The sequence below is a fragment of the Maribacter confluentis genome (assembly GCF_030505015.1).
Classification (GTDB): Bacteria; Bacteroidota; Bacteroidia; order Flavobacteriales; family Flavobacteriaceae; genus Maribacter; species Maribacter sedimenticola.
Genome location: NZ_JAUKUC010000001.1, coordinates 956,443 through 976,898, shown reverse-complemented (window position 1 = coordinate 976,898; position 20,456 = coordinate 956,443). Strand labels below are relative to the sequence as shown.

The 20,456-nt window shown below is 37.9% G+C and carries 18 protein-coding genes; 7 read left to right on the top strand and 11 right to left on the bottom strand.

Features of this window, described 5'->3' with window-relative positions; translation table 11 throughout:
• Window positions 1–197 precede the first annotated feature (197 nt).
• From Q2T41_RS04270 to Q2T41_RS04220, 11 genes are all read right to left on the bottom strand, one after another.
• Entirely contained in the window at window positions 198–4,928 is a 4,731-nt protein-coding gene (locus Q2T41_RS04270; protein WP_304435075.1) for an Ig-like domain-containing protein, read from the bottom strand.
• 257 nt (window positions 4,929–5,185) lie between these two features.
• Window positions 5,186–5,950 carry a tryptophan synthase subunit alpha gene (gene trpA / locus Q2T41_RS04265; protein ID WP_304435074.1) on the bottom strand — a complete coding sequence of 255 codons (765 nt, stop codon included), beginning with the start codon at window positions 5,948–5,950 and terminating at the stop codon, window positions 5,186–5,188.
• Between the two features lie 11 nt (window positions 5,951–5,961).
• A complete protein-coding gene (gene trpB, locus Q2T41_RS04260) occupies window positions 5,962–7,146 on the bottom strand; it encodes a tryptophan synthase subunit beta (protein WP_304435073.1) in 1,185 nt (394 codons plus the stop codon).
• On the bottom strand, window positions 7,143–7,748 hold the full coding sequence (locus Q2T41_RS04255; protein ID WP_449288631.1) for a phosphoribosylanthranilate isomerase: 606 nt from the start codon (window positions 7,746–7,748) through the stop codon (window positions 7,143–7,145). Before Q2T41_RS04255 ends, trpB begins: the two co-directional genes overlap by 4 nt.
• Window positions 7,749–7,765: 17 nt before the next feature.
• On the bottom strand, window positions 7,766–8,554 hold the full coding sequence (gene trpC, locus Q2T41_RS04250) for an indole-3-glycerol phosphate synthase TrpC (protein ID WP_304435071.1): 789 nt from the start codon (window positions 8,552–8,554) through the stop codon (window positions 7,766–7,768).
• A 47-nt stretch (window positions 8,555–8,601) separates the two neighbouring features.
• Window positions 8,602–9,597, bottom strand: a complete 996-nt coding sequence (gene trpD, locus Q2T41_RS04245; RefSeq protein ID WP_304435070.1) for an anthranilate phosphoribosyltransferase — start codon at window positions 9,595–9,597, stop codon at window positions 8,602–8,604.
• 68 nt (window positions 9,598–9,665) lie between these two features.
• Complete coding sequence (locus tag Q2T41_RS04240; protein ID WP_304435069.1) at window positions 9,666–10,229, bottom strand: anthranilate synthase component II; 564 nt, start codon at window positions 10,227–10,229, stop codon at window positions 9,666–9,668.
• A gap of 1 nt (window position 10,230) precedes the next feature.
• Window positions 10,231–11,628, bottom strand: a complete 1,398-nt coding sequence (locus Q2T41_RS04235; protein ID WP_304435068.1) for an anthranilate synthase component I family protein — start codon at window positions 11,626–11,628, stop codon at window positions 10,231–10,233.
• A gap of 260 nt (window positions 11,629–11,888) precedes the next feature.
• Window positions 11,889–12,470 carry a YceI family protein gene (locus Q2T41_RS04230; protein WP_089262990.1) on the bottom strand — a complete coding sequence of 194 codons (582 nt, stop codon included), beginning with the start codon at window positions 12,468–12,470 and terminating at the stop codon, window positions 11,889–11,891.
• A gap of 29 nt (window positions 12,471–12,499) precedes the next feature.
• Complete coding sequence (locus Q2T41_RS04225) at window positions 12,500–13,132, bottom strand: NAD(P)H-dependent oxidoreductase (RefSeq protein WP_304435067.1); 633 nt, start codon at window positions 13,130–13,132, stop codon at window positions 12,500–12,502.
• Window positions 13,133–13,141: 9 nt separating this feature from the next.
• Window positions 13,142–13,588 carry a MarR family winged helix-turn-helix transcriptional regulator gene (locus tag Q2T41_RS04220; protein ID WP_089262986.1) on the bottom strand — a complete coding sequence of 149 codons (447 nt, stop codon included), beginning with the start codon at window positions 13,586–13,588 and terminating at the stop codon, window positions 13,142–13,144.
• A 138-nt stretch (window positions 13,589–13,726) separates the two neighbouring features.
• On the opposite strand from Q2T41_RS04220, the gene Q2T41_RS04215 reads away from it, so the two are divergent.
• The 7 genes from Q2T41_RS04215 to Q2T41_RS04185 all read left to right on the top strand — a co-directional run bounded on the left by Q2T41_RS04215 (window position 13,727) and on the right by Q2T41_RS04185 (window position 20,396).
• Window positions 13,727–14,035 (top strand): rhodanese-like domain-containing protein, encoded by a 309-nt coding sequence (locus Q2T41_RS04215; protein WP_304435066.1) that lies wholly within the window; start codon window positions 13,727–13,729, stop codon window positions 14,033–14,035.
• Between the two features lie 54 nt (window positions 14,036–14,089).
• Window positions 14,090–15,367: a DUF2851 family protein gene (locus Q2T41_RS04210; protein WP_304435065.1), complete on the top strand. Its 1,278-nt coding sequence runs from the start codon at window positions 14,090–14,092 to the stop codon at window positions 15,365–15,367.
• Between the two features lie 11 nt (window positions 15,368–15,378).
• Window positions 15,379–15,606 (top strand): PspC domain-containing protein, encoded by a 228-nt coding sequence (locus Q2T41_RS04205; protein WP_089262980.1) that lies wholly within the window; start codon window positions 15,379–15,381, stop codon window positions 15,604–15,606.
• Window positions 15,607–15,609: 3 nt separating this feature from the next.
• Complete coding sequence (locus tag Q2T41_RS04200; RefSeq protein WP_304435064.1) at window positions 15,610–16,617, top strand: potassium channel family protein; 1,008 nt, start codon at window positions 15,610–15,612, stop codon at window positions 16,615–16,617.
• A gap of 91 nt (window positions 16,618–16,708) precedes the next feature.
• Window positions 16,709–18,319, top strand: a complete 1,611-nt coding sequence (locus Q2T41_RS04195) for an alanine/glycine:cation symporter family protein (RefSeq protein ID WP_304435063.1) — start codon at window positions 16,709–16,711, stop codon at window positions 18,317–18,319.
• A 12-nt stretch (window positions 18,320–18,331) separates the two neighbouring features.
• Entirely contained in the window at window positions 18,332–19,210 is an 879-nt protein-coding gene (locus Q2T41_RS04190) for a ComEA family DNA-binding protein (RefSeq protein WP_304435062.1), read from the top strand.
• A 10-nt stretch (window positions 19,211–19,220) separates the two neighbouring features.
• Window positions 19,221–20,396 carry an acyl-CoA dehydrogenase family protein gene (locus Q2T41_RS04185; protein ID WP_304435061.1) on the top strand — a complete coding sequence of 392 codons (1,176 nt, stop codon included), beginning with the start codon at window positions 19,221–19,223 and terminating at the stop codon, window positions 20,394–20,396.
• Window positions 20,397–20,456 lie beyond the last annotated feature (60 nt).

Here is a 20,456-nt window from a genome sequence, read left to right as displayed (position 1 = left end):
ATATATTCTTTAAATGTAACAAAAAGCGTGGTAAATTCGGGCTGATTGACCAGTATCCTTTTACGAATTTTGATGTGCTTATAATTGATGCTAAAATTTTATTTGTCAATGTATTTCTGGGTATATTATTATTATTACATTCATAAAAAAAAAGGCCATCTGATCTAGATGGCCTTTTTAAATATTCACAATGACGATTATTCAATTACAATTTGTTTTTGATAATTTCCCAATGACGTAACACCTTCAACAAAATAATAACCTGAGGGCAATTCCTCTACCAATAACCTATAATTATTACCTTCAACCAAAGTGGCTTCAGGGTCATTAAAGGTCTTGACCAATCTTCCCATAGCATCATAAATATTTATAGTCGATATTTCCATGGGGTTGGGGGAATAAAAATATACGTAGATCACAAACGTTGCCGGGTTAGGGGCAATTAACATTATTATGGGCTCTACGGTAATGGTAGATGTTGCTTCATAATCTCCATCTGCCGTTATCGCCGTAATGGTTATTTCTCCTTGTGATAACGCTGTTACCGTTCCAAATTCATTTACCGTAGCAATTGTCTCGTCACTTGAGCTCCATATAACGGTCTTGTCCGTTGCATCTGATGGAACAATCGTTGCCGGTATGGTCAATTGTTCCCCAACGATCATATTGGCCGTGGTTATTCCTAAGGTCAAACCTGTTACCGGTACATTATCACGGGCTATGGTAAGTTGCTTGCTGTACGTTCCTGTAGTGCTCACACCTTCTACAGTATAAACACCCACTGGCAGATCATTGATAAGAAGCCTATAGTTATCACCTTCTACCAATACCAATGTAGGGTCATCAAAAGTTTTGACCAAGATTTTATTGTCATCATAAATACGCAAGGCGGTTATTTCCAAAGGTTCCAACGCATCAAAAAATACATAGACCACATAATCCGCTGGTGTAGGGGCCATTAATATAGTTACATTGTTAACGGGGTTGGTACTTACGTTCACCGTGCTTGTAGCCGTAAAATTTCCGTCTACCGTTGTTGCCGTTATAGTGGCAATACCTTCGGATACGCCTTTTATATTACCAGAGCTATCCACGGTTACAATATTGGAATTGTCAGAATTCCATAGTACCGTTTTATCGGTTGCATTTGATGGAGTTATTGTAGGTATTAACGTTAATTCATTGCCCACCTGTACATTTGCGTTCGGTAAGCTAAGGGTAATTCCCGTTACGGAAATACTTTCCCTGAAAATGCTTAATGTTTTTTGATAAATACCTATGGTACTTACACCTTCTATCGTATAGTTTCCAATGGGTAAATCTGCTATGGGCAATCTATAGTTTTCACCATCCAAGATAGATGCCGGATCGGTAAATGTTTTTACAAGATTGTTGTTCTGGTCATAAATATGTAAGGTTGTGATGTTCAAAGGCTCAGAATACCCAAAGTATACATAAACCACATAATCTGCAGGGTTTGGGGCAATTAACATTTCAACATTGGGTGCAGAGTTTACCGTAATAAAGGTAGATGCCGTAAAGCCTCCGTCCAGGGTCGTTACAGTAACGCTGGCTTCTCCCAAACCTGTTGCCGTTACCTTGCCATTATTGTCCACTGTAGCAACCTGTGGGTTATTCGTAGTCCATACGACCTCTTTTTCATCTGCATCTTGTGGGGCCACCGTAGCGATTAGGGTGGCGGCTTGGCCTTGGATAAGTGTCAATGTTTCTAGTGAAAGGGAAATACCGGTAACTGGAATTTGGGCACGTTCAACGGAAATTACAGTGGTGTCCATAAATTGACCATCATTGGTCGTTACCGTAACGGTGGCAGTCCCTTCCTGAATGGCATTTACTACACCGTTAGAATCCACAGTTGCAATGTCATTGTTGTCGGAGGACCAAGTTACCGAGATATCATCGGCATCTGCAGGGCTTACAAGGGCATTCAATTGTTGCGTTGTTCCTTCAATTAAATTTAATGTTTCAGGAGTCAATTCAACCGCCGTGACCCTTATGGGGTCCGGGCAAATTGATGTAATGGTAAAGTCATCAATACCTGCTTCCACTATATCGCCATCATTAGGTCCGTCAGCTGCGGATACCCTAACGACCAAGTTGGAATTTGAAGGAATAATAGCGGTAGCATTGGTCCAACTTGCCACTACGGTCTCATCACCATAAGACGCCAAAGTTGTATAGGTAGCCCCACCGTCAATTGAGTATTCCAAAAGAAAATAATCACTGTTATCGTCACCGGCATCCCGTTGTCCAAAGAAATACCAGATTGACAGTTCCGATTCGTCTACTACGGTATAGGTAGGGGAAGTTGCAATGGCTACTCCTCCGTCCACATCATTAACGCCAACGGATGTGTTGGTCGCGGTGAAGAACGCATTGTTATCCGTAGCGCTATGATCGTCCTCTGGTTGTGTTAGAATACCAGAGGAAGTCTGAGCTGTGGGGTCGGCTATTACAAAAGTACCCGTAGATGCCGTTCCGGATGTAGTCCATTCATTAGCGGAGGTGTTGCTAAAATCTTCAGTTACATTACGTATTCCGCAAGTTTCGGGGTCCATTTGATCGATCCAATCCCTTATGAGTTGCACCGCCTTGGCATCAACTTGGTTTTTGGAAATTGGGGGCATCATAATACTAGGGTCGACCGAATTTGTTCTGTGGAATAAAATAGATTCATCGGCATTACCTGGTACAAAAATACGTTCTCCAGGTATACCTATGGGTGTATTGGTACCCGCATCAAAAAGACCGGTCTGGGCTAGAGTGTTGAACAGTCTAAGGTCAAACTGGGCCCTGTCTCCCGTACCACCGGGCCTATGGCAATACGCACAATTTAAGTCCATATATGACCTTGCTTTTTCATCTAAGGTAGCCAATGGGTCGTCTAATGCCCTATATGTTTGAAAATCAACTGTAGCTGCATCCGTAATGGTTTCGTTAAGCACACCTAAATGACTGAGTGTTACCAATTGGTTTGCTGTACGCCCTGTTTTTTGGTAGGTATAATCACTGTTCAAATATCTAGTATTGGTACCTAGGGCACCACCGGTTGCAGGGTTATGACATGAAATACAATCTTGAGTAGACGGGTAGCTCCATTTTTGTGTGGCGGTACTGCCATCTGTTTTGGTAATGGTAATGTTTTCATCTAGGCCATTGGGTAGTAATACGGCATCGGTCTGTTGTTCGTTCCATTTATAGGTTAAAAAATAGAATGACCCTGTACTGGCCTTTATGGAAAACCTGGTTTCCAAGCGCTTGGTCAATGACGGATTGTTTTCATCTATGGGCAGTTCAAAATGTTTTATTAGAACACTGCCTACCGGAAATTGCCAATCACCATTTTCGGAAAAAGAAATTTGCTCTGTAGGTGTGTTGTGTGTTCCGTTATTTGGAACCGCCATCCAACGTTTTTTCTCGGCACCATCGGACCAAAAGGATTCAATTAGTTCATAGGGTAATATTCCTGAATTTGTTTCCAATGTCTGTAAATTGGTAAAAGCTCCAGTTTTTGATAATAGTTGAGGCACACTGCCCTCTAATTCACCTTGTTGTCTAAGCTTATACAATTTTACGTTATTACCTTGGCTGAGCAGGTATAGCTCCCCATTATGATCTTCGCCAAATGAAATGATATTTGTGGGCGAGAATTGGGTAATTGTCTCGTACGCTCCCGTTACAATGTCCACTGCCCATATTTCTTCACCTACGCCATAATCTGCACAGATATATTTTCCATAATAATCCGGCATTGCCGCCCCTCTGTAAACATAGCCACCTATAAGTGCATTGGCGTCCGATCGTGGAAAAGCCACCAACGGTCCTTCATGTGGCATGCCATCCAATAAATTGGTACAGGAAGTACCACGGTTGTAGTAACCTTCATATACAGGCCAGCCGTAATTTTTACCTGGTTTAATAATATTGATTTCTTCATGTGTACCTTCACCAATTTCCCCTATATAGAAGGTTCCCGTAAGTTTATCCTTGGTCATTCTATGAGGGTTTCTATGGCCTAAGGTATAATATTCTTCAAATCTGCTGCCGTCTGGACTTAAAAAAGGATTGTCATTTGGAATACCATAACCAACACCTGAAATTTCATCAGGAAAACGGCCTCCTTGTGGCATTTTTCTTATTGGGGCATGACTCTTATTTGGGTCCTGGTCCACATCTATTCGTAGTACGCCACCATCTAAATTGGTAGTACTGTTCTGTGGTTTGCTATAAGCGGATTGGTCACCTGTTGGGATATACAGAAAACCATCGTCACCAAACGCCATTCCACCACCACGGTGAGTGGAACTGAACATACGCATTTTTATCATTTCAAGGTTACTGTTAACAATAACATTCATTGAAACGGGATCTACCTCTATTCTTTTTAAAATTAAAAAGCCGCCCCAGTAATCTTCCCTGCTGCAACCAAAACCACTTAAGAAGGAATCTGGGTAATCTCGTCCTTGTCCATCTTTGGTCGTATAGAAAAGATAAAAATAGTTTTTACCATTAGTACCAAAATCAGGGTGAATGGACAAACCTAAAAAGCCTCCGTCCCAAACTACACCAACCTCATTGGAGTAATCTTTTAAAAGGTTTTTGCCCGCAACATCGTTCCTATTTTCAAACCAATAGATTTTACCGTCCCGTTGGCCCACAACCAATTTGTTGGTATTGGGAACCGGCGTAAAGGTCAATGGAGAATCAAAGCTCAAGTTTGGAAAAACACTGATATAGGGATCGCTGGCATTGGATTTATCTGGGAATGCTCCGTTTAAAAAAGCGCCCATAGGTTCTGGACTATCCAAGCCCGATCCCGAAAAATAGGGAATGGCACTTAATAGACATAAGGAAAAGATGCCCAATGCAATTTTCTTGGTACGGACTAATGGTAGTTTTATTTTCATTATGGTTTGGTTTAACCACATAAAAATAGAGGTATGGGCGTTGGTGAGCTCAATAACTCGATTAACACCCAATTTTTTTGGTAATGTACCTTTGGTTTAAATAGATGTATATAAAATCTTACAGCTAACTATTTGTAATTGTGTGTTTTAGAACATTGCTAATTGTAGGTAAGCACCACAATGATAATTTCATGGCTAAGTAAAGCTTGGTTAGAAATTATAAACGGATATCTATTCTGTTTGAAAAGAAAACTTGTTTAGCGAATTTTTTTACCAAATTGTGAGATTGATTTAGGCCCACTTGAGGTCAAAAATTTTATAAATGCTGATCCAATAATTGCGCCTTTGGCGGTTTTTGTAGCTTGCGTAAACGTTTCTTTGTCCTTGATTCCAAAACCAACTATTTGCGGATTTTTAAGGTTCATAGCGGCAATACGCTCAAAATAATTTTCCTGCTCTTTGCCAAATCCTGATTTAGATCCAGTGACACTGGCAGTACTTACCATATAAATAAACCCGTTAGAGGCCTTGTCAATTTCGGCAATACGCTCGTTACTGGTCTGTGGAGTAATCAAGAAAACATTGATCAGTCCATATTTTTTGAACAAAGCCTCATATTCCTCTTGGTAGACATCTAAGGGGAGGTCAGGTAAAATGAGTCCGTCTATGCCAATTTCCTGACATTTTTGGCAAAAGGCCTCAACACCATATTGTAATACCGGGTTAAAATAACCCATAATGATCAAGGGTATGGAAACTGATTTGCGTATATCCTTGATCTGTTGAAATAAGATCTCTGTGGTCATGCCATTGTGCAATGCCGCCGTTGAGCTTTCCTGTATGGTAGGTCCGTCAGCTAACGGGTCGCTAAAGGGCAGTCCAATTTCGATCATATCTACCCCGTTCTTTTCTAGGTCTTCTATGATTTGCACCGTATCGTTCAGTGAAGGATATCCAGCTGTAAAATATATGGATAATAGTTTTTTGTCCTCTTTTAATTTGGTGTTGATTCTGTTGCTCATAAGGTGTTATGTTATGCTAACTTAAAATAATCAATATATGTGTTCAAATCCTTATCTCCTCTACCTGATAGACTTATTACGACCACATCATCTTTCTTGAATTTTTTATGATTGAAAATGGCGAATGCATGGCCGGTTTCAATGGCAGGTATGATGCCTTCCAGTTGTGACAGTTCCAATCCTGCTGCCATGGCCTCATCATCTGTTGCGGAATAGAACTCTGCCCTTTTAGATGTGTATAGGTGTGAATGCATTGGTCCTACCCCAGGATAGTCCAGTCCTGCAGATATGGAATATGGTTCTGTAATCTGCCCATCAGCGGTTTGCATCAACATGGTTTTACAGCCATGGATAATACCTATTTTTCCAAGGGCAGACGTAGCTGCACTTTCGCCGGAGTGAACTCCCTTACCAGCAGCTTCAACCGCAATTATACCTACTTCCGGTTCATGGAGAAAATGGTAATAAGTGCCCGCGGCATTGCTTCCGCCACCAATACAGGCTACCACGTAATCTGGATTTTCACGACCTTCTTTCTCTTTCAACTGCCATTTTATCTCTTCGGATATTACGGATTGAAATCTTGTTACCATATCTGGGTATGGATGTGGTCCTATAGCGGAGCCAATGATATAGTGTGTATCTACAGGATTGTTGATCCAATCCCTTATTGCTTCATTTGTGGCATCCTTAAGGGTTCTGCTTCCGGATTTGGCAGGTCTTACTTCTGCACCCAACATTTTCATACGGGCAACATTGGGTGCTTGGCGTGCAATGTCTATTTCCCCCATATACACAATACATTCCATACCCATTAGTGCACAGACCGTAGCGGTAGCTACCCCATGTTGTCCGGCACCGGTTTCGGCAATAATTCTTGTTTTACCGAGTTTTTGGGCCATTAAGATTTGACCAATGGTATTGTTTACCTTATGGGCGCCGGTATGGTTGAGGTCTTCCCTTTTAAGATAGACTTTACAGCCATGTTTTTCTGAAAGCCGTTTTGCATAATATAGGGGAGAAGGCCTGCCCACATAATCCTTTAAGAGTTGATGGAATTCTTTTTGGAAAGATTCTTCATACATCAGCTTTAAATAATTTTGTCGTAATTCCTCTACGTTTGGGTACAACATTTCAGGGATAAAGGCACCACCAAATTCACCGTAGTATCCTTTTTCATCTGCATTATAGTTCATAGCGCTTTTTTAAACTTTTGTAATTCTTCAATATTTTTTAATCCGGGTTGTAATTCAAATTTGCTATTGATATCAATGGCATAACAGTATTTGGATTCAGGCAATTCTAAAAATTCTTTGATTTTATCCAGGTTGTTCGGTCCAATGCCTCCACTTAAAAAATAAGGTTTGTTAGACGGATAATTTTTTAGAACAGACCAGTTAAAGGTGTAGCCATTGCCTCCCGGTAATTTTCCTTTCGTATCAAACAGAAAAAAATCACAACAATTTTCATACTGCTGTAATATTCCAAAATCAAACTCATCCTTAATGGAAAACACTTTAATAATGCTCACTTTTTGATTTTCCTTTATAAGTTCCAATGAAATGTTTTTACAATATATTGGGCTTTCCTGTCCGTGAAGCTGAATTCCCTGAAGTTGATGCTTCTTCACCATTTCAATGATATATTTGGGTGTGGCATCTACAAAAACTCCTACTTTGTTAATATGGTGGGGTAGCTGTGGAATTTCAGTGTCAAAAAATCTTGAGGAATGTTCCCAAAAGATAAAGCCAAGGTAATCTGGTCGCAATTGTGCAACCTCGGCCGTATTATGTTTCATTCCACAAATTTTGAGTTTCATTGCGTTTTTAAATTTTTAATGAATGTTTGGGCACTTTTGCCCGGGTCATTGGTCTTCATAAAATTTTCACCAATTAAAAACCCTTTATATCCGTAAGGTCTAAGTTCTTTGATTGCGTCAATGGAGCTGATACCACTTTCGGAAACTTTTACAAAGTCATCCGGAATTAGTTGGGAAAGGGTTTTACTCGTATTTAGACTTACTTCAAAATTCTTGAGGTTTCTATTGTTTACTCCTAACATGTCTAAACTGGGCACTATGGATTTGTGCAACTCTTCCTCATTATGCACCTCTAGTAACACCTCTAGGCCTAAACTTTTTGCAAGCTCGGAGAACTTTTTTATTTCTTGCTTGGTCAAGATAGCGGCTATTAATAAAATAACATCGGCACCAAATGCCTTGGCTTCTATAATTTGATATTCGCTAATAATAAATTCTTTACGGAGCAAGGGCAATTGTACGGATGCCCTGGCCAAAATCAAATCCTCTAAAGATCCACCAAAATATTTAATGTCCGTCAATACGCTCATACCGCAAGCGCCAGCTTTTTCATACCCTTTTGCCACTTGGCCAACGTTGGCGTTTTGGTTAATGCTTTCCTTTGATGGAGACCTGCGTTTAAACTCAGATATAATACCTGTATCACTTGTTTTTAGCGCCTTAGCCAAAGAAATTGTACTTCTTTTGAAGAAAACTGAAGCTTCATAGTATGATATGGATAGTATTGATTTTTTTAAATCTACTTCTTTCCGTTTGTCGGCTACTATTTTATCAAGAATATTCATTAGTTACTGCTATGCATTTGTGTTTTTGACAAATTATTTTTTATTTCTCAATTTCTACTCAGCTCCTGTATTTTTTTCAATGCCGCAAGTCCCTTTCCGCTCATTAACGATTCCTTTGCGCGTTCAAAACCTTGAACGGGTGTAAGGTCTTCAACTGTAGCAATGGCAATACCCGCATTGGCACATACCACATTGTTCTGTGCTTCCGTGCCTTTGCCCTGTAATACGTTCAGGAAAATTTGAGCAGAAGTGTCAATGGAATCTCCCCCAACTATATCTGATTGCATAATTTGGCTTACACCAAAATCAGAAGGCTTCAACATACTTTCCGTATGGTTGGAAATAGTTTTTGTGTTACCGGTCAATGAAATTTCATCATAACCGTCCAAAGCATGTAGGACGGTAAAATTTTTATCGGTCTTTTGATAGAGGTAACCGTACATACGAGCAAGTTCCAAATTAAAGACACCTACCATTTGGTTTTTTGGAAAAGCGGGGTTTACCATAGGACCCAACATATTAAAGAATGTTTTTACGGCCAGATCTTTGCGAATGGGTGCTACATTTTTCATGGCAGGATGAAAAAGTGGAGCGTGTAAAACACATATGCCGGCCTGATCGATACATTTTTCCAAAAAACCGGGGTCATTACTAAATTTAATACCTAAAAACTCCATAACATTACTGCTACCACATTTAGAAGAAACACCATAATTACCGTGTTTGGTTACTTTAACTCCTGCACCGGCGGTAACAAATGATGCCAATGTAGAAATATTGAAGGTGTCCTTACCATCACCGCCGGTACCACAAAGGTCAATAGGGTTATAGGCAGATAAATCAACTGCCAGGCAAAGATCCAACAGGGCATCTCTAAATCCTTCCAGTTCCTCAAGGGAAATACTACGCATCATATATACGGTTAGGAATGCTGCTATCTGACTGGTGTTGTAATCACCTTTTGCAATATTCACTAGAATATGCTTAGCATCCTCCTTGGACAATGTTTCGTGATTAATAAGTTTATTTAGTGTTTCCTTCATTTTTATACTATTAAGTAATAGGCAATTACTACGCTATTTTCTTGCTTAAGTTTTCTAGTTACTTGGTATTACAGGTTTAACCAATTCTCCAACATCTTTTTGCCTTGTGGTGTCAGTACTGATTCTGGATGAAATTGAACTGCGCGAACATCATATTTTTTATGCCTCAAGGACATTACCTGTCCGTTTTCATCAACTGAAGTAGCTTCTAGTTCATTTGGTAGATTGGCATTTACAACCCAGGAATGATAGCGTCCAACTTCAATTTCCTTTGGCATGTCCGTAAAGATCAGGTCCTCTTTAGTAATGTTTATTTTAGTAGCAATACCGTGGTATACCTCGTCCATATTAATTAATGTGCCGCCAAAAACCTCTGCTATTGCCTGTTGGCCAAGGCATACGCCAAAAATACTTTTGGTAGGGGCATAGGTAGCGATAATCTGTTTTAAGAGGCCTGCCTCATCAGGTATACCGGGACCAGGTGATAAGACTATTTTCTGAAAAGCGTCAACTTCATCCAATGTAAGTTGATCGTTACGTTTTACGATTACCTCGCAACCAAGTTCCTCCAGATAATGGACTAGGTTATAGGTAAAACTATCGTAATTGTCTATGACTAATATTTTCTTCATGTTAAATTTCTTCAGCTAATTCCAAAGCTTTGGTCAGTGCTCCCAATTTATTATATGTTTCCTGTAACTCGCTTTCTGGGTTGGATGCCGCAACAAGTCCCGCACCCGCTTGATAATGTAATTTGTGATTTTTGCTTAAAAAGGTCCTGATCATTATGGCGTGGTTAAAGTTGCCTTTAAAGTCCATAAACCCAATAGCGCCACCATAGTAACCCCTACTGGTTTTTTCATACTTTTCTATAAGCTGCATGGCCATATGTTTTGGAGCTCCGCTCAATGTGCCCGCCGGGAAGGTGTCCGCTACTACTTTCATGGTAGGGATATTGTTCTTTTTCATACCGGTGACTTTGGAAACCAAGTGGATTACATGAGAGAAAAACTGTACTTCCCTATAATTTTCCACTTGTACAACATTACCGTTCCTGCTTAAATCATTCCTGGCCAAATCCACAAGCATGACATGTTCACTGTTTTCCTTATCATCTGCCTTAAGTTCCTTGGCAAGCTGTGCATCTTGCTCATCATTGCCCGTTCTTTTAAAAGTACCGGCTATTGGGTGTATCTCTGCCTTGCCGTCACTGACAATAAGTTGTGCTTCAGGAGAGCTGCCAAAAATTTTAAAATCGCCATAATCAAAATAAAAAAGATAGGGAGAAGGGTTTACGGAACGTAGAGCTCTATATACGTTAAACTCATCTCCTTTAAATCCTTGGGAAAAACGCCTGCTTAATACCAGCTGAAAAACATCGCCCCGTTGGCAGTGTTTTTTAGCAAGGGCAACATGTTCCTTAAATTCCTCATCTAATAAGTTAGAATCCTTATCTCCCTCTATTTTAAAATTATAGGTGGCAAAGTTTCTGATTTGAAGAAGTTGTTCCAACTCAGGAATATTATTTTCAGCGTCATAACAATGTGCAAAAAGGTATGCCTCGTTCTTAAAATGATTTATAGCAATGATATTCTGATATACAGCATAATAGATGTCCGGAATTTTAATGGAGTCCGGTTTGGGAGATAATGTTACATCTTCAAAATAACGAACGGCATCATAAGCCATATAACCGAATAAACCGTTATTTATGAATTTAAAATCATTACTATCTGCTTTAAAGGTTTTGCTAAAATTATCTATGATATTAACTACATCCGTTTCTGGTGTAATTTCCATTGTTTCTGTATTTCCATCAGGAAATTGTGTATAGATATGTTCGTTTTCAACTTTTATAGATGCAATAGGATTGCAGCAGATATAAGAAAAACTATTGTCGTTAGCATGGTAATCACTACTTTCTAACAGAATACTGTTTGGAAAACGGTCTCTTATTTTTAAGTAAACACTTACAGGGGTTACGGTGTCCGCCAGTATTTTTTTGTGGTATGTTTTAAATTGATAGGTCATAAGGTAATTTGATAAAATAAAGAAGGCTTGTCGTGATGACAAGCCTTTATATAGTTTTACTACAATGATGCTTTGCTCACGATGTTTTTCGTAAGTTGCTCCACCACCAAGTATTTACATTTAAATTTTTCATTGAGCATCAAATATAAAAAGGAAAATTAAACTTTCAAACTTTACGGTATCAAAAAGCAAAATCCCTTTGAAATATATCAAAGGGATTTAAAATTGTTTAAAATTTAATTCTAAAATTAAATAGCAATTTAAAGAGCAAGGTCAACTACCAGGTCAAACTCATCATAGATAGCTTTATCCCCTAAATTATCAAAGAAGCTACCAGAGCCATATTTAATATCAAATTTTGTTCTGTCAACTTTAATCGTAGCTGTAGCTTTGTTCTCAAACATAGAAACAACCAAAGTTACGGGACTGGTAATACCTTTAATGGTCAAGTCTCCGGTAACGGTATAAGACGTATCGTTCATTGGTTTAACTGAAGTAAAAACCAATTTGGAGGTTGGGTGGTTTTCCACTCCAAAAAAGTCGCCAGATTTTAAATGACCTTCCAGTTTTTCTTTTCCTTGTCCTGGTTCTAAATCACTACAAGAGATAGTGGTCATATCTACTACAAACTCACCACCGGTTAATTTTTTACCGTTCATTTCCAAAAAACCTGATTTAAGTTTAATGGTACCATTATGTTCCCCAGTAACTTTATATCCTTTCCATGTTACTGTACTGGCGCTAACGTTTACTTGTTTTTTCTCATCTTCCTTTGGGGTAGAGGCAGTTGCCGTTAATCCAAATATGGCAACCAATGCTAAACTTAATAATGATTTTTTCATTTTTTTTAATTTTTAATGTTTGTGTTAATTTATATATGTGTAATAATTTCTTCTTTGGAATACCTAACCTTTGGATAATGTTGGGTCTTATCCTCGTTAGAACGGTATCCTACGGCCAATACTACCGCCGCGTTCAAGTTATTCTCTGCTAATCCCAATATTTCGTTGTATTGAGCTTTGTCAAAACCTTCCATAGGACACGTATCTATTTCCATCTCTGCGGCAATGGTCAATAGGTTACCAAGGGCAATATAGGTCTGGTTTGATGTCCAAGAGTTTTTATGTGCATCTGGCAATCCCATTAGTGCCCCTTTCATCATGTTGGAATATCCTTCAACATCACCTTTGGAAACCCCGCGAGTCTTTATAATATTATCAATATAATTATCTACCAAACTTTCGTCAAAGGTAGGTTTATTTGCTAATACCAAAAGGTGCGATGCATCAGTAATTTGTGCCTGATCATATGAGGCTTTTCTTAATTTGGCCCTAACATCCTTGTCCTCTATGACATAAAAATGATAGGGTTGCAACCCGTATGATGAGGCAGTAAGTCTTGCCGCATCTAAAAGTATGTTTAAATCTTCTTTAGATACCTTTTTGGAAGCATCGAACATTTTGGTGGCATATCGCCAGTTAAGCTTATCTAGAACGTTTTTCATGTATAGTAATTAAAATTTATCAAGTAAAATATTAAACTCATTTAAATCATTTTCGTTGAAATTTTCTAGAATACGTTTTTCAGTTTCAAAAAGTATACCATCAATTTCCGTAAGGATGTTTAATCCTGTTTCCGTAATTAAAATTTCAACCTTTCTTCTATTCTCCTTGCACACACGGCGCTTTACAAAACCTTTCATAATCAATTTATCTACAAGCCTAGTGGTATTGCTCATTTTTGTTACCATGCGTTCGTTAATTGTAGATAAATTTGCAGGATTTCCTTTCTGACCCCTTAGAATACTTAGTACATTATATTGTTGAATGGAAATTTCATAAGGTTTGAGTGCGGTAGCAATTATTTCATCAATCTTGTTCACAACCAATGATAAATGAATAATTGTGCGCTTGGGTAATGGTATGTTTGTTTTGGTCTTAATAATTTCCTCTACATTCATGTTAATACAATATTTGTATATACAAATGTAATCAGATTTTTATCTAGTTGGTTTTTATTACGATTAATTTTTTGTTAAATTTTAAGGAGGGTATGATTTTCATAAAAATCGATTATTTTTACCCTATAATTAATTACTATGGCAGATTTATCACAACAAGATTGGGAAGAGCAATTGGAAAACGATCCCAATGCAGTTATACTTGATGTTAGAACAGAAGAAGAATTGGAAGACGGTATAATTCCCAATTCAATTAATCTTGATATATATAAAGGACAGGAGTTCGTTGAGGAATTACAGAAATTGGACAAGTCCAAAAATTATTATGTGTATTGTAGGTCCGGTAACAGAAGCGGACAAGCGTGTTCAATCATGAATAGTTTAGGAATTGAGAATGCGTATAACCTTCAAGGAGGTTTTATGAATTGGGAAGGTGAGACAGAATAATAATTTCTTATAATAATTTAACCCGCTTTACGGCGGGTTTTTTATTTTTAGGAAATGAAAGAGGATTTACTGCATTATTTATGGAAATACAAAAAATATCCTTTAAACGGTCTGCAGTCCACATGTGGTAAATCTATTCAGGTAAAGAGTTCTGGATTACACAACCAACTAAGCGGTCCCGATTTTTTTAATGCCCAAATAGAACTGGACGGCCAACTATGGGCCGGCAACGTAGAAATCCATATAAAATCTTCAGATTGGTTTGCACATAACCACCAATTAGATGCAAGTTACGACAATGTCATTCTTCATGTGGTTTGGAAAGACGATGTTTCAGTATATAGAAAAGATGGTACTCAAATACCCACCTTATCCTTGCAGGAATATATTTCTGTAGCATTGCTTGAAACGTACAAGCAACTATTCAATACTAAGAATTATAAATTTATAAATTGCGAGAATGAGTTTAAGCAAGTTGATACGTTCATAAGGGAAAATTGGCTTGACCGCCTGTTCATAGAGCGTTTACAGGGCAAGTCCGGGGTAATTAAAGAATTGTTGAAATTTACAGACAATGATTGGGAATATGTTCTGTTCTTGATGCTTTTAAAAAATTTTGGTTCCAAAATAAATGCAGATGCATTTTTGGCCATTGGGAAATCTATACGCTATTCTATAGTCAGAAAGTTATTTGGGAAACCTTTGGTAATGGAAAGTTTGCTCATGGGGCAGGCAGGGTTGTTAGAACAGGAACCGGGGCTAGATAGCTACTATAATCGGTTATATAGGGAATATCAATATTTAAAGTCCAAATACCGTTTAGTTCAGCCTTTGACCAAACCAAAATTTTTTAAATTAAGGCCACTTAACTTTCCTACCATAAGACTCGCACAGTTTTCCAAAATTTATGCTACCAATAATAGTTTGTTTCAAAATTTAATAGATAGCCAAGATGTAAATGCATCTGATCTAGTGGATTTGGGTACAAATGAATATTGGAATACCCATTACACGTTTGAAAAAGAATCTAATAGTAAAATTAAGCATATTACAGATTCTTTTGTTCAGCTAATTATGATAAATACGGTAATTCCTTTAAAATTTAGCTATCAACAATATACTGGTCAAACAAATAATGATGCATTATTTCAATTGATGGGTACTTTTAAAAATGAACAAAACAGTATTATTGAAAGATATAGGGACATTGGGGGACAGATTACAAATGCAAAATCTTCCCAAGCTTATCTTCAACTCTACAATGCATATTGTAAAACCGGCAAATGTTTGGATTGTGCCATAGGTGCCCAATTAATGAATATAAAAGTCTAATTTTATACTCCATGAAATTATTTTATAACTTATTGCATTATCTACAAAAAAGAGGTTTTGAAGTGTGCGGTAGAATTGCCGAAAGATTAGGTATAAGAGCTAGGGTGGTAAGGACATCCTTTATTTACCTAACATTTGTCACAGTTGGCTTTGGCTTTGCCCTTTATCTTTTTCTGGCATTTTGGCTTAGGATAAAAGATCTCATCTATACCAAAAGAAATTCCGTTTTTGATTTGTAAAATATGATACACCTGTTCAAGTCTAGGATATATTTGGCGTTGGCGTTAATGCTTTTGGTATTGGCCTTTGGGGTAATTGGCTATAGATTTATATCTGATTATTCTTGGGTAGATGCATTTTACATGACCATTATTACCGTAACAACGGTTGGTTTTTCCGAGGTTAGGCCAATGGGTGCGGACGGTAAAATTTTTACGGTTATTTTAATTGTGACCAGCGTTTTCATATTTGGTTATGCCATATCCGTGATTACGGAGTATATGTTGGGAAGAAATTCCTTGCAATTATTAAAAAAGAAGAAGATGAAGAATATTATTGAAAATTTAAATCAACATGTAGTAGTGTGTGGTTTTGGGAGGAACGGTATGCAAGCGGCGGAGAGGTTAAAGGCGTATAAAAGACCCTTTGTCGTTATAGAAAAGGACAAGGAAGTTATTGAGCGTTATGAGGATGAGGTTCTTTTTATTGAGGGTGATGCCAATGATGATGAAGTACTAATGACCGCAGGTATTCAAAGGGCACAATACCTTATAGCTACATTACCGGATGATGCGGCCAATCTTTTTGTTGTATTGTCTGCAAGGCAGTTAAAGAAAAATCTTTTTATCATTAGTAGGGCATCATTGGTGACATCGCAAAAAAAGTTGTTTTTGGCGGGTGCGGATAAAGTAATAATGCCAGATAAAATAGGAGGTGACCATATGGCCTCCTTGGTTGTTATGCCAGATTTAATAACGTTTATGGATAAATTATCTATGGAGGGTGAGAATACCACTAATTTGGAAGAAGTGGCCATTGAGGATTTTGCGGATCAAATAGATTGTAATTCGCTTAGGGATCTAGATCTTAGAAAAAAGACAGGGTGCACAATTATTGGGTATATTTCACCTGATGGGGATTATACCATAAATCCTGAGGCAGATTTAAAATTACAGCCAAAGAGCAAGATTATAGTGTTGGGCAGACCGGAACAAATTAAAAAATTGAACAAAATGTTTCATATAGAATAAAAATCTTTATGTCGTATAAATTTGATTGCATCCATAATTTTTAAGATATTGCTAGATTAACTAACTAAATTCAATAACTAATTTGAAAACTATGAAGTATAGACTTCTGATCATTTTATCATTTTTAATACCAACATTGACCTTTGCACAGGAAAAAGGTCTTGATGAAAAAGTGAACGACGCTTTTATGCCATTTGCAATATGGTGGGAGGCTACGGTGTTAACATCCGTTCCCATTGCAGGTTTTGATATACCCATAGTTTTAATTCTATTGATTGCAGGAGCAACTTTTTTTACGATCTATTTCAAATTTCCAGGTATAAGTAAATTTCCTTTGGCAATTAATGTGGTACGTGGAAAATATGAGGAGATAGAAAAATACGGTCTTGAAAAAGTTCAAATGCACATGACCGAAGACGGTGATATCCCAGATACCATACGTGATGAAAGTGAAGAAGGTGAAGTTAGTCATTTTCAAGCCTTGGCCACTGCGGTTTCTGGTACCGTAGGTTTAGGGAATATTGCAGGTGTGGCGGTCGCCATTGCCCTAGGAGGACCTGGTGCAACATTCTGGATGATCGTATGTGGTCTAATAGGAATGTCAACAAAATTCGTAGAATGTACCCTTGGTGTCAAGTATAGGGACGTTGGTCCAGATGGAACAGTGTATGGTGGGCCAATGTATTATTTGTCCAGGGGATTAAGTGAAAGTAACTTAAAAGTATTAGGTAAAATTCTTGCTGGCGTATTCGCAGTACTTTGCGTTGGTGCTTCATTTGGTGGAGGTAACGCTTTTCAATCTAACCAGGCAGCTGTACAATTGACCTCAATGCTCAATTTAGAAGGTGGTGCCACAGGTGTAATTATTGGTTTAATACTTGCTATTTTGGTAGGCATAGTAATTATTGGAGGTATTAAAAAGATAGCCAGTGTTACAGAAAAAATTGTGCCTTTTATGGCAGGTATCTATGTATTGGCGTCTTTGGTGATCATATTTGCCAACATAAAATATATAGGTGATGCTTTTGGAATGATTTTTTCCGGAGCTTTTTCTCCTGATGCTGCTATTGGGGGTATCATAGGTGTTATAATTGTTGGTTTCCAACGTGCGGCCTTTTCCAATGAAGCGGGTGCAGGTTCTGCGGCGATAGCGCATTCTGCCGTTAAAACCAGGTATCCTGCAAGTGAGGGTATTGTAGCACTACTTGAACCATTTATTGATACGGTGGTCATTTGTACCATGACAGCATTGGTGATAATTTTCTTTAATATGGATGCCGGTGCCTTTGAGTACGGTAACGGTATTGGTAGTACGGTAATGTTGAGTGAAACAGGTAATTATGTAGGTGGGGTGGATCTAACCTCTATGGCATATGATTCCGTAATTCCTGGCTTTAGATATGTCCTAACAATAGCCATAATCCTATTTGCCTTTTCTACAATGATTTCTTGGTCTTATTATGGTCTTCAATCATGGAAATATTTATTTGGTCGTGGAAAGACCGCAGATATTATCTACAAAGTATTGTTTTTAATGTTTGTAGTAATAGGAGCCGCAGCAACGTTAGATGCGGTAATAAAATTCTCGGATGCTATGATCTTGGCATTGGTGTTCCCTAACATGATAGGTCTGCTCATACTTTTTCCTAAAGTAAAAAAGAGTTTTGAGCGTTATTTAACGGCAATTAAAAAAGTATATTAATTACCATACCTTTTGAAAAAATTAAAATCCCACTTTAAGTTCACTAAACAAGAACGTAGTGGGATTTTCTTTTTGCTGTTGTTCCTTGTGTTGGTTCAAATCTTTTTTTATGTAAACCACAATTATATAAGAGATGGTTTTCCCTTAAAAAGCAATTTTACTGAGCAGCAACGCATAGATTCGCTTAAACAGGTACTGGCGGAAAAGAAAGACAAAATTATCTATAAGTTCAATCCTAATTTTATTTCGGACTATAAAGGATATAGTTTGGGCATGTCCGTAGAAGAAATAGATAGGTTACATGAATTTAGGAACACCGGTAAATTTGTGAATTCTGCAGAAGAGTTCCAAAAAGTCACATTAATATCAGATTCACTCTTAAAAGCTATTTCGCCAAATTTTAATTTTCCAGAATGGGTAGCCAAGTCTAAGATCGGTGCTGTTGAAAGTAAACAATTTGGTAGCGAACATAAAAACTATTCAAAATCAATTCCTATTCTAGATATTAATGAAGTGACGGCAGAACAATTGCAAACAATAAACGGAATTGGGGAAAAATTGTCAACTAGAATTATAAAATTCAGGGATAGACTAGGAGGCTTTTTAGTAGATGAACAATTGTTTGATGTATATGGACTTGAAGATGAGGTTGTGGAGAAAACGCTTAAGCGGTTCAAGGTCCTATCCAAACCAAAAGTTGAAAAAATTAATGTAAATACGGCCACGGTAGAAGAACTATCAAAATTGATATATATTCAAAAAGTGGTGGCCCAGCGTATTGTAAATTATCGTAATCTCAACGGAAGTATTAATTCTTTGAACGAATTGTTAAAAATTGAAGGATTTCCATCGGAACGAATTGAGAGAATTGGTTTATATTTGTCGCTCTAAAAAAAACGCTATGCAAAGTATGTACTTCACGGAAGAGCATCAACTTTTTCGTGAAAGCTTAAAAGAATTTTTACAGAAAGAAGTTGTTCCGCATATAGATAAATGGGAGGCCAATGGAACTATTGAAAGGTTTATTTGGAAGAAATTTGGTGATATGGGATATTTTGGACTTGCCACACCGGAGGAAGATGGTGGTCTAGGTCTTGATTTGTTCTATACCGTAATTTTATTGGAAGAATTGCAAAAGGTGAATTCCGGAGGTTTTGCTGCGGCAATTTGGGCCCATGCATATTTGGCAATGACCCATTTGAACAAGGAAGGCGATTCTTTTGTTAAGGAAAAGTATCTACGACCTAGTGTGGATGGTGATAAGGTTGGGTGTCTTTGTGTTTCTGAACCTTTTGGTGGAAGTGATGTTGCAGGAATGCGTACCACGGCAGTTCGTAAAGGGGACCATTATATATTAAATGGTTCAAAAACCTTTATAACCAATGGCGTGTATGCGGATTATATGATCGTTGCCGCCAAGACGGCACCTGAGTTGGGTAATAAGGGCATAAGTATTTTTGTAGTAGACCGGCAGAGTAAAGGGGTAACGGCCAACAAGTTGAATAAATTGGGTTGGAGAGCATCGGATACGGCAGAACTGGCGTTCGATAATGTCATGATACCCGTGGAGAACCTTATGGGTGAAGAGAATATGGGCTTTTCCTATATCATGGAGCATTTTTCCCTTGAGCGGTTGATCATGGGCGTCAATGCACATGCCAGATCGGAATATTTTTTGGAATATGCACTACAATATATGTCGGAGCGAGAGGCTTTTGGCAAGACGATCGACCAATTTCAAGTATTAAGGCACAGGGTTGCGGATATGTATGCAGATATAGATATGTGCAAGGAGTATAATTATTCTGTAGCTTATCGTCTGGACAAAGGACAGTATGTGGTAAAGGAAGCCACCATTTCAAAATTAAAATCAACGAGGGTAGCAGATGAGGTGGCGTATGAATGTTTGCAGTTTTTGGGTGGATATGGGTATATAGAGGATTATCCTATGGCCAGAAACTTTAGGGATAGTAGGTTGGGTCCAATTGGAGGTGGAACCTCTGAAATACTTAGGGAGATAATTGCCAAGATGGTTATTGATAAAAAGGAGTACAGACCTGCTACTGTTCAGCAATAGATAAATAATTTTTAAAAATTTGATAATAGGTTGCTAAAATGAATTTAGTTCTTATATTTG

Coding starts and splice junctions, on each gene's coding strand:
- Q2T41_RS04270 (WP_304435075.1), bottom strand. CDS start 4,928: ATGAAAATAAAACTACCATTAGTCCGTACCAAGAAAATTGCATTGGGC.
- trpA (WP_304435074.1), bottom strand. CDS start 5,950: ATGAGCAACAGAATCAACACCAAATTAAAAGAGGACAAAAAACTATTA.
- trpB (WP_304435073.1), bottom strand. CDS start 7,146: ATGAACTATAATGCAGATGAAAAAGGATACTACGGTGAATTTGGTGGT.
- Q2T41_RS04255 (WP_449288631.1), bottom strand. CDS start 7,748: ATGAAACATAATACGGCCGAGGTTGCACAATTGCGACCAGATTACCTT.
- trpC (WP_304435071.1), bottom strand. CDS start 8,554: ATGAATATTCTTGATAAAATAGTAGCCGACAAACGGAAAGAAGTAGAT.
- trpD (WP_304435070.1), bottom strand. CDS start 9,597: ATGAAGGAAACACTAAATAAACTTATTAATCACGAAACATTGTCCAAG.
- Q2T41_RS04240 (WP_304435069.1), bottom strand. CDS start 10,229: ATGAAGAAAATATTAGTCATAGACAATTACGATAGTTTTACCTATAAC.
- Q2T41_RS04235 (WP_304435068.1), bottom strand. CDS start 11,628: ATGACCTATCAATTTAAAACATACCACAAAAAAATACTGGCGGACACC.
- Q2T41_RS04230 (WP_089262990.1), bottom strand. CDS start 12,470: ATGAAAAAATCATTATTAAGTTTAGCATTGGTTGCCATATTTGGATTA.
- Q2T41_RS04225 (WP_304435067.1), bottom strand. CDS start 13,132: ATGAAAAACGTTCTAGATAAGCTTAACTGGCGATATGCCACCAAAATG.
- Q2T41_RS04220 (WP_089262986.1), bottom strand. CDS start 13,588: ATGAATGTAGAGGAAATTATTAAGACCAAAACAAACATACCATTACCC.
- Q2T41_RS04215 (WP_304435066.1), top strand. CDS start 13,727: ATGGCAGATTTATCACAACAAGATTGGGAAGAGCAATTGGAAAACGAT.
- Q2T41_RS04210 (WP_304435065.1), top strand. CDS start 14,090: ATGAAAGAGGATTTACTGCATTATTTATGGAAATACAAAAAATATCCT.
- Q2T41_RS04205 (WP_089262980.1), top strand. CDS start 15,379: ATGAAATTATTTTATAACTTATTGCATTATCTACAAAAAAGAGGTTTT.
- Q2T41_RS04200 (WP_304435064.1), top strand. CDS start 15,610: ATGATACACCTGTTCAAGTCTAGGATATATTTGGCGTTGGCGTTAATG.
- Q2T41_RS04195 (WP_304435063.1), top strand. CDS start 16,709: ATGAAGTATAGACTTCTGATCATTTTATCATTTTTAATACCAACATTG.
- Q2T41_RS04185 (WP_304435061.1), top strand. CDS start 19,221: ATGCAAAGTATGTACTTCACGGAAGAGCATCAACTTTTTCGTGAAAGC.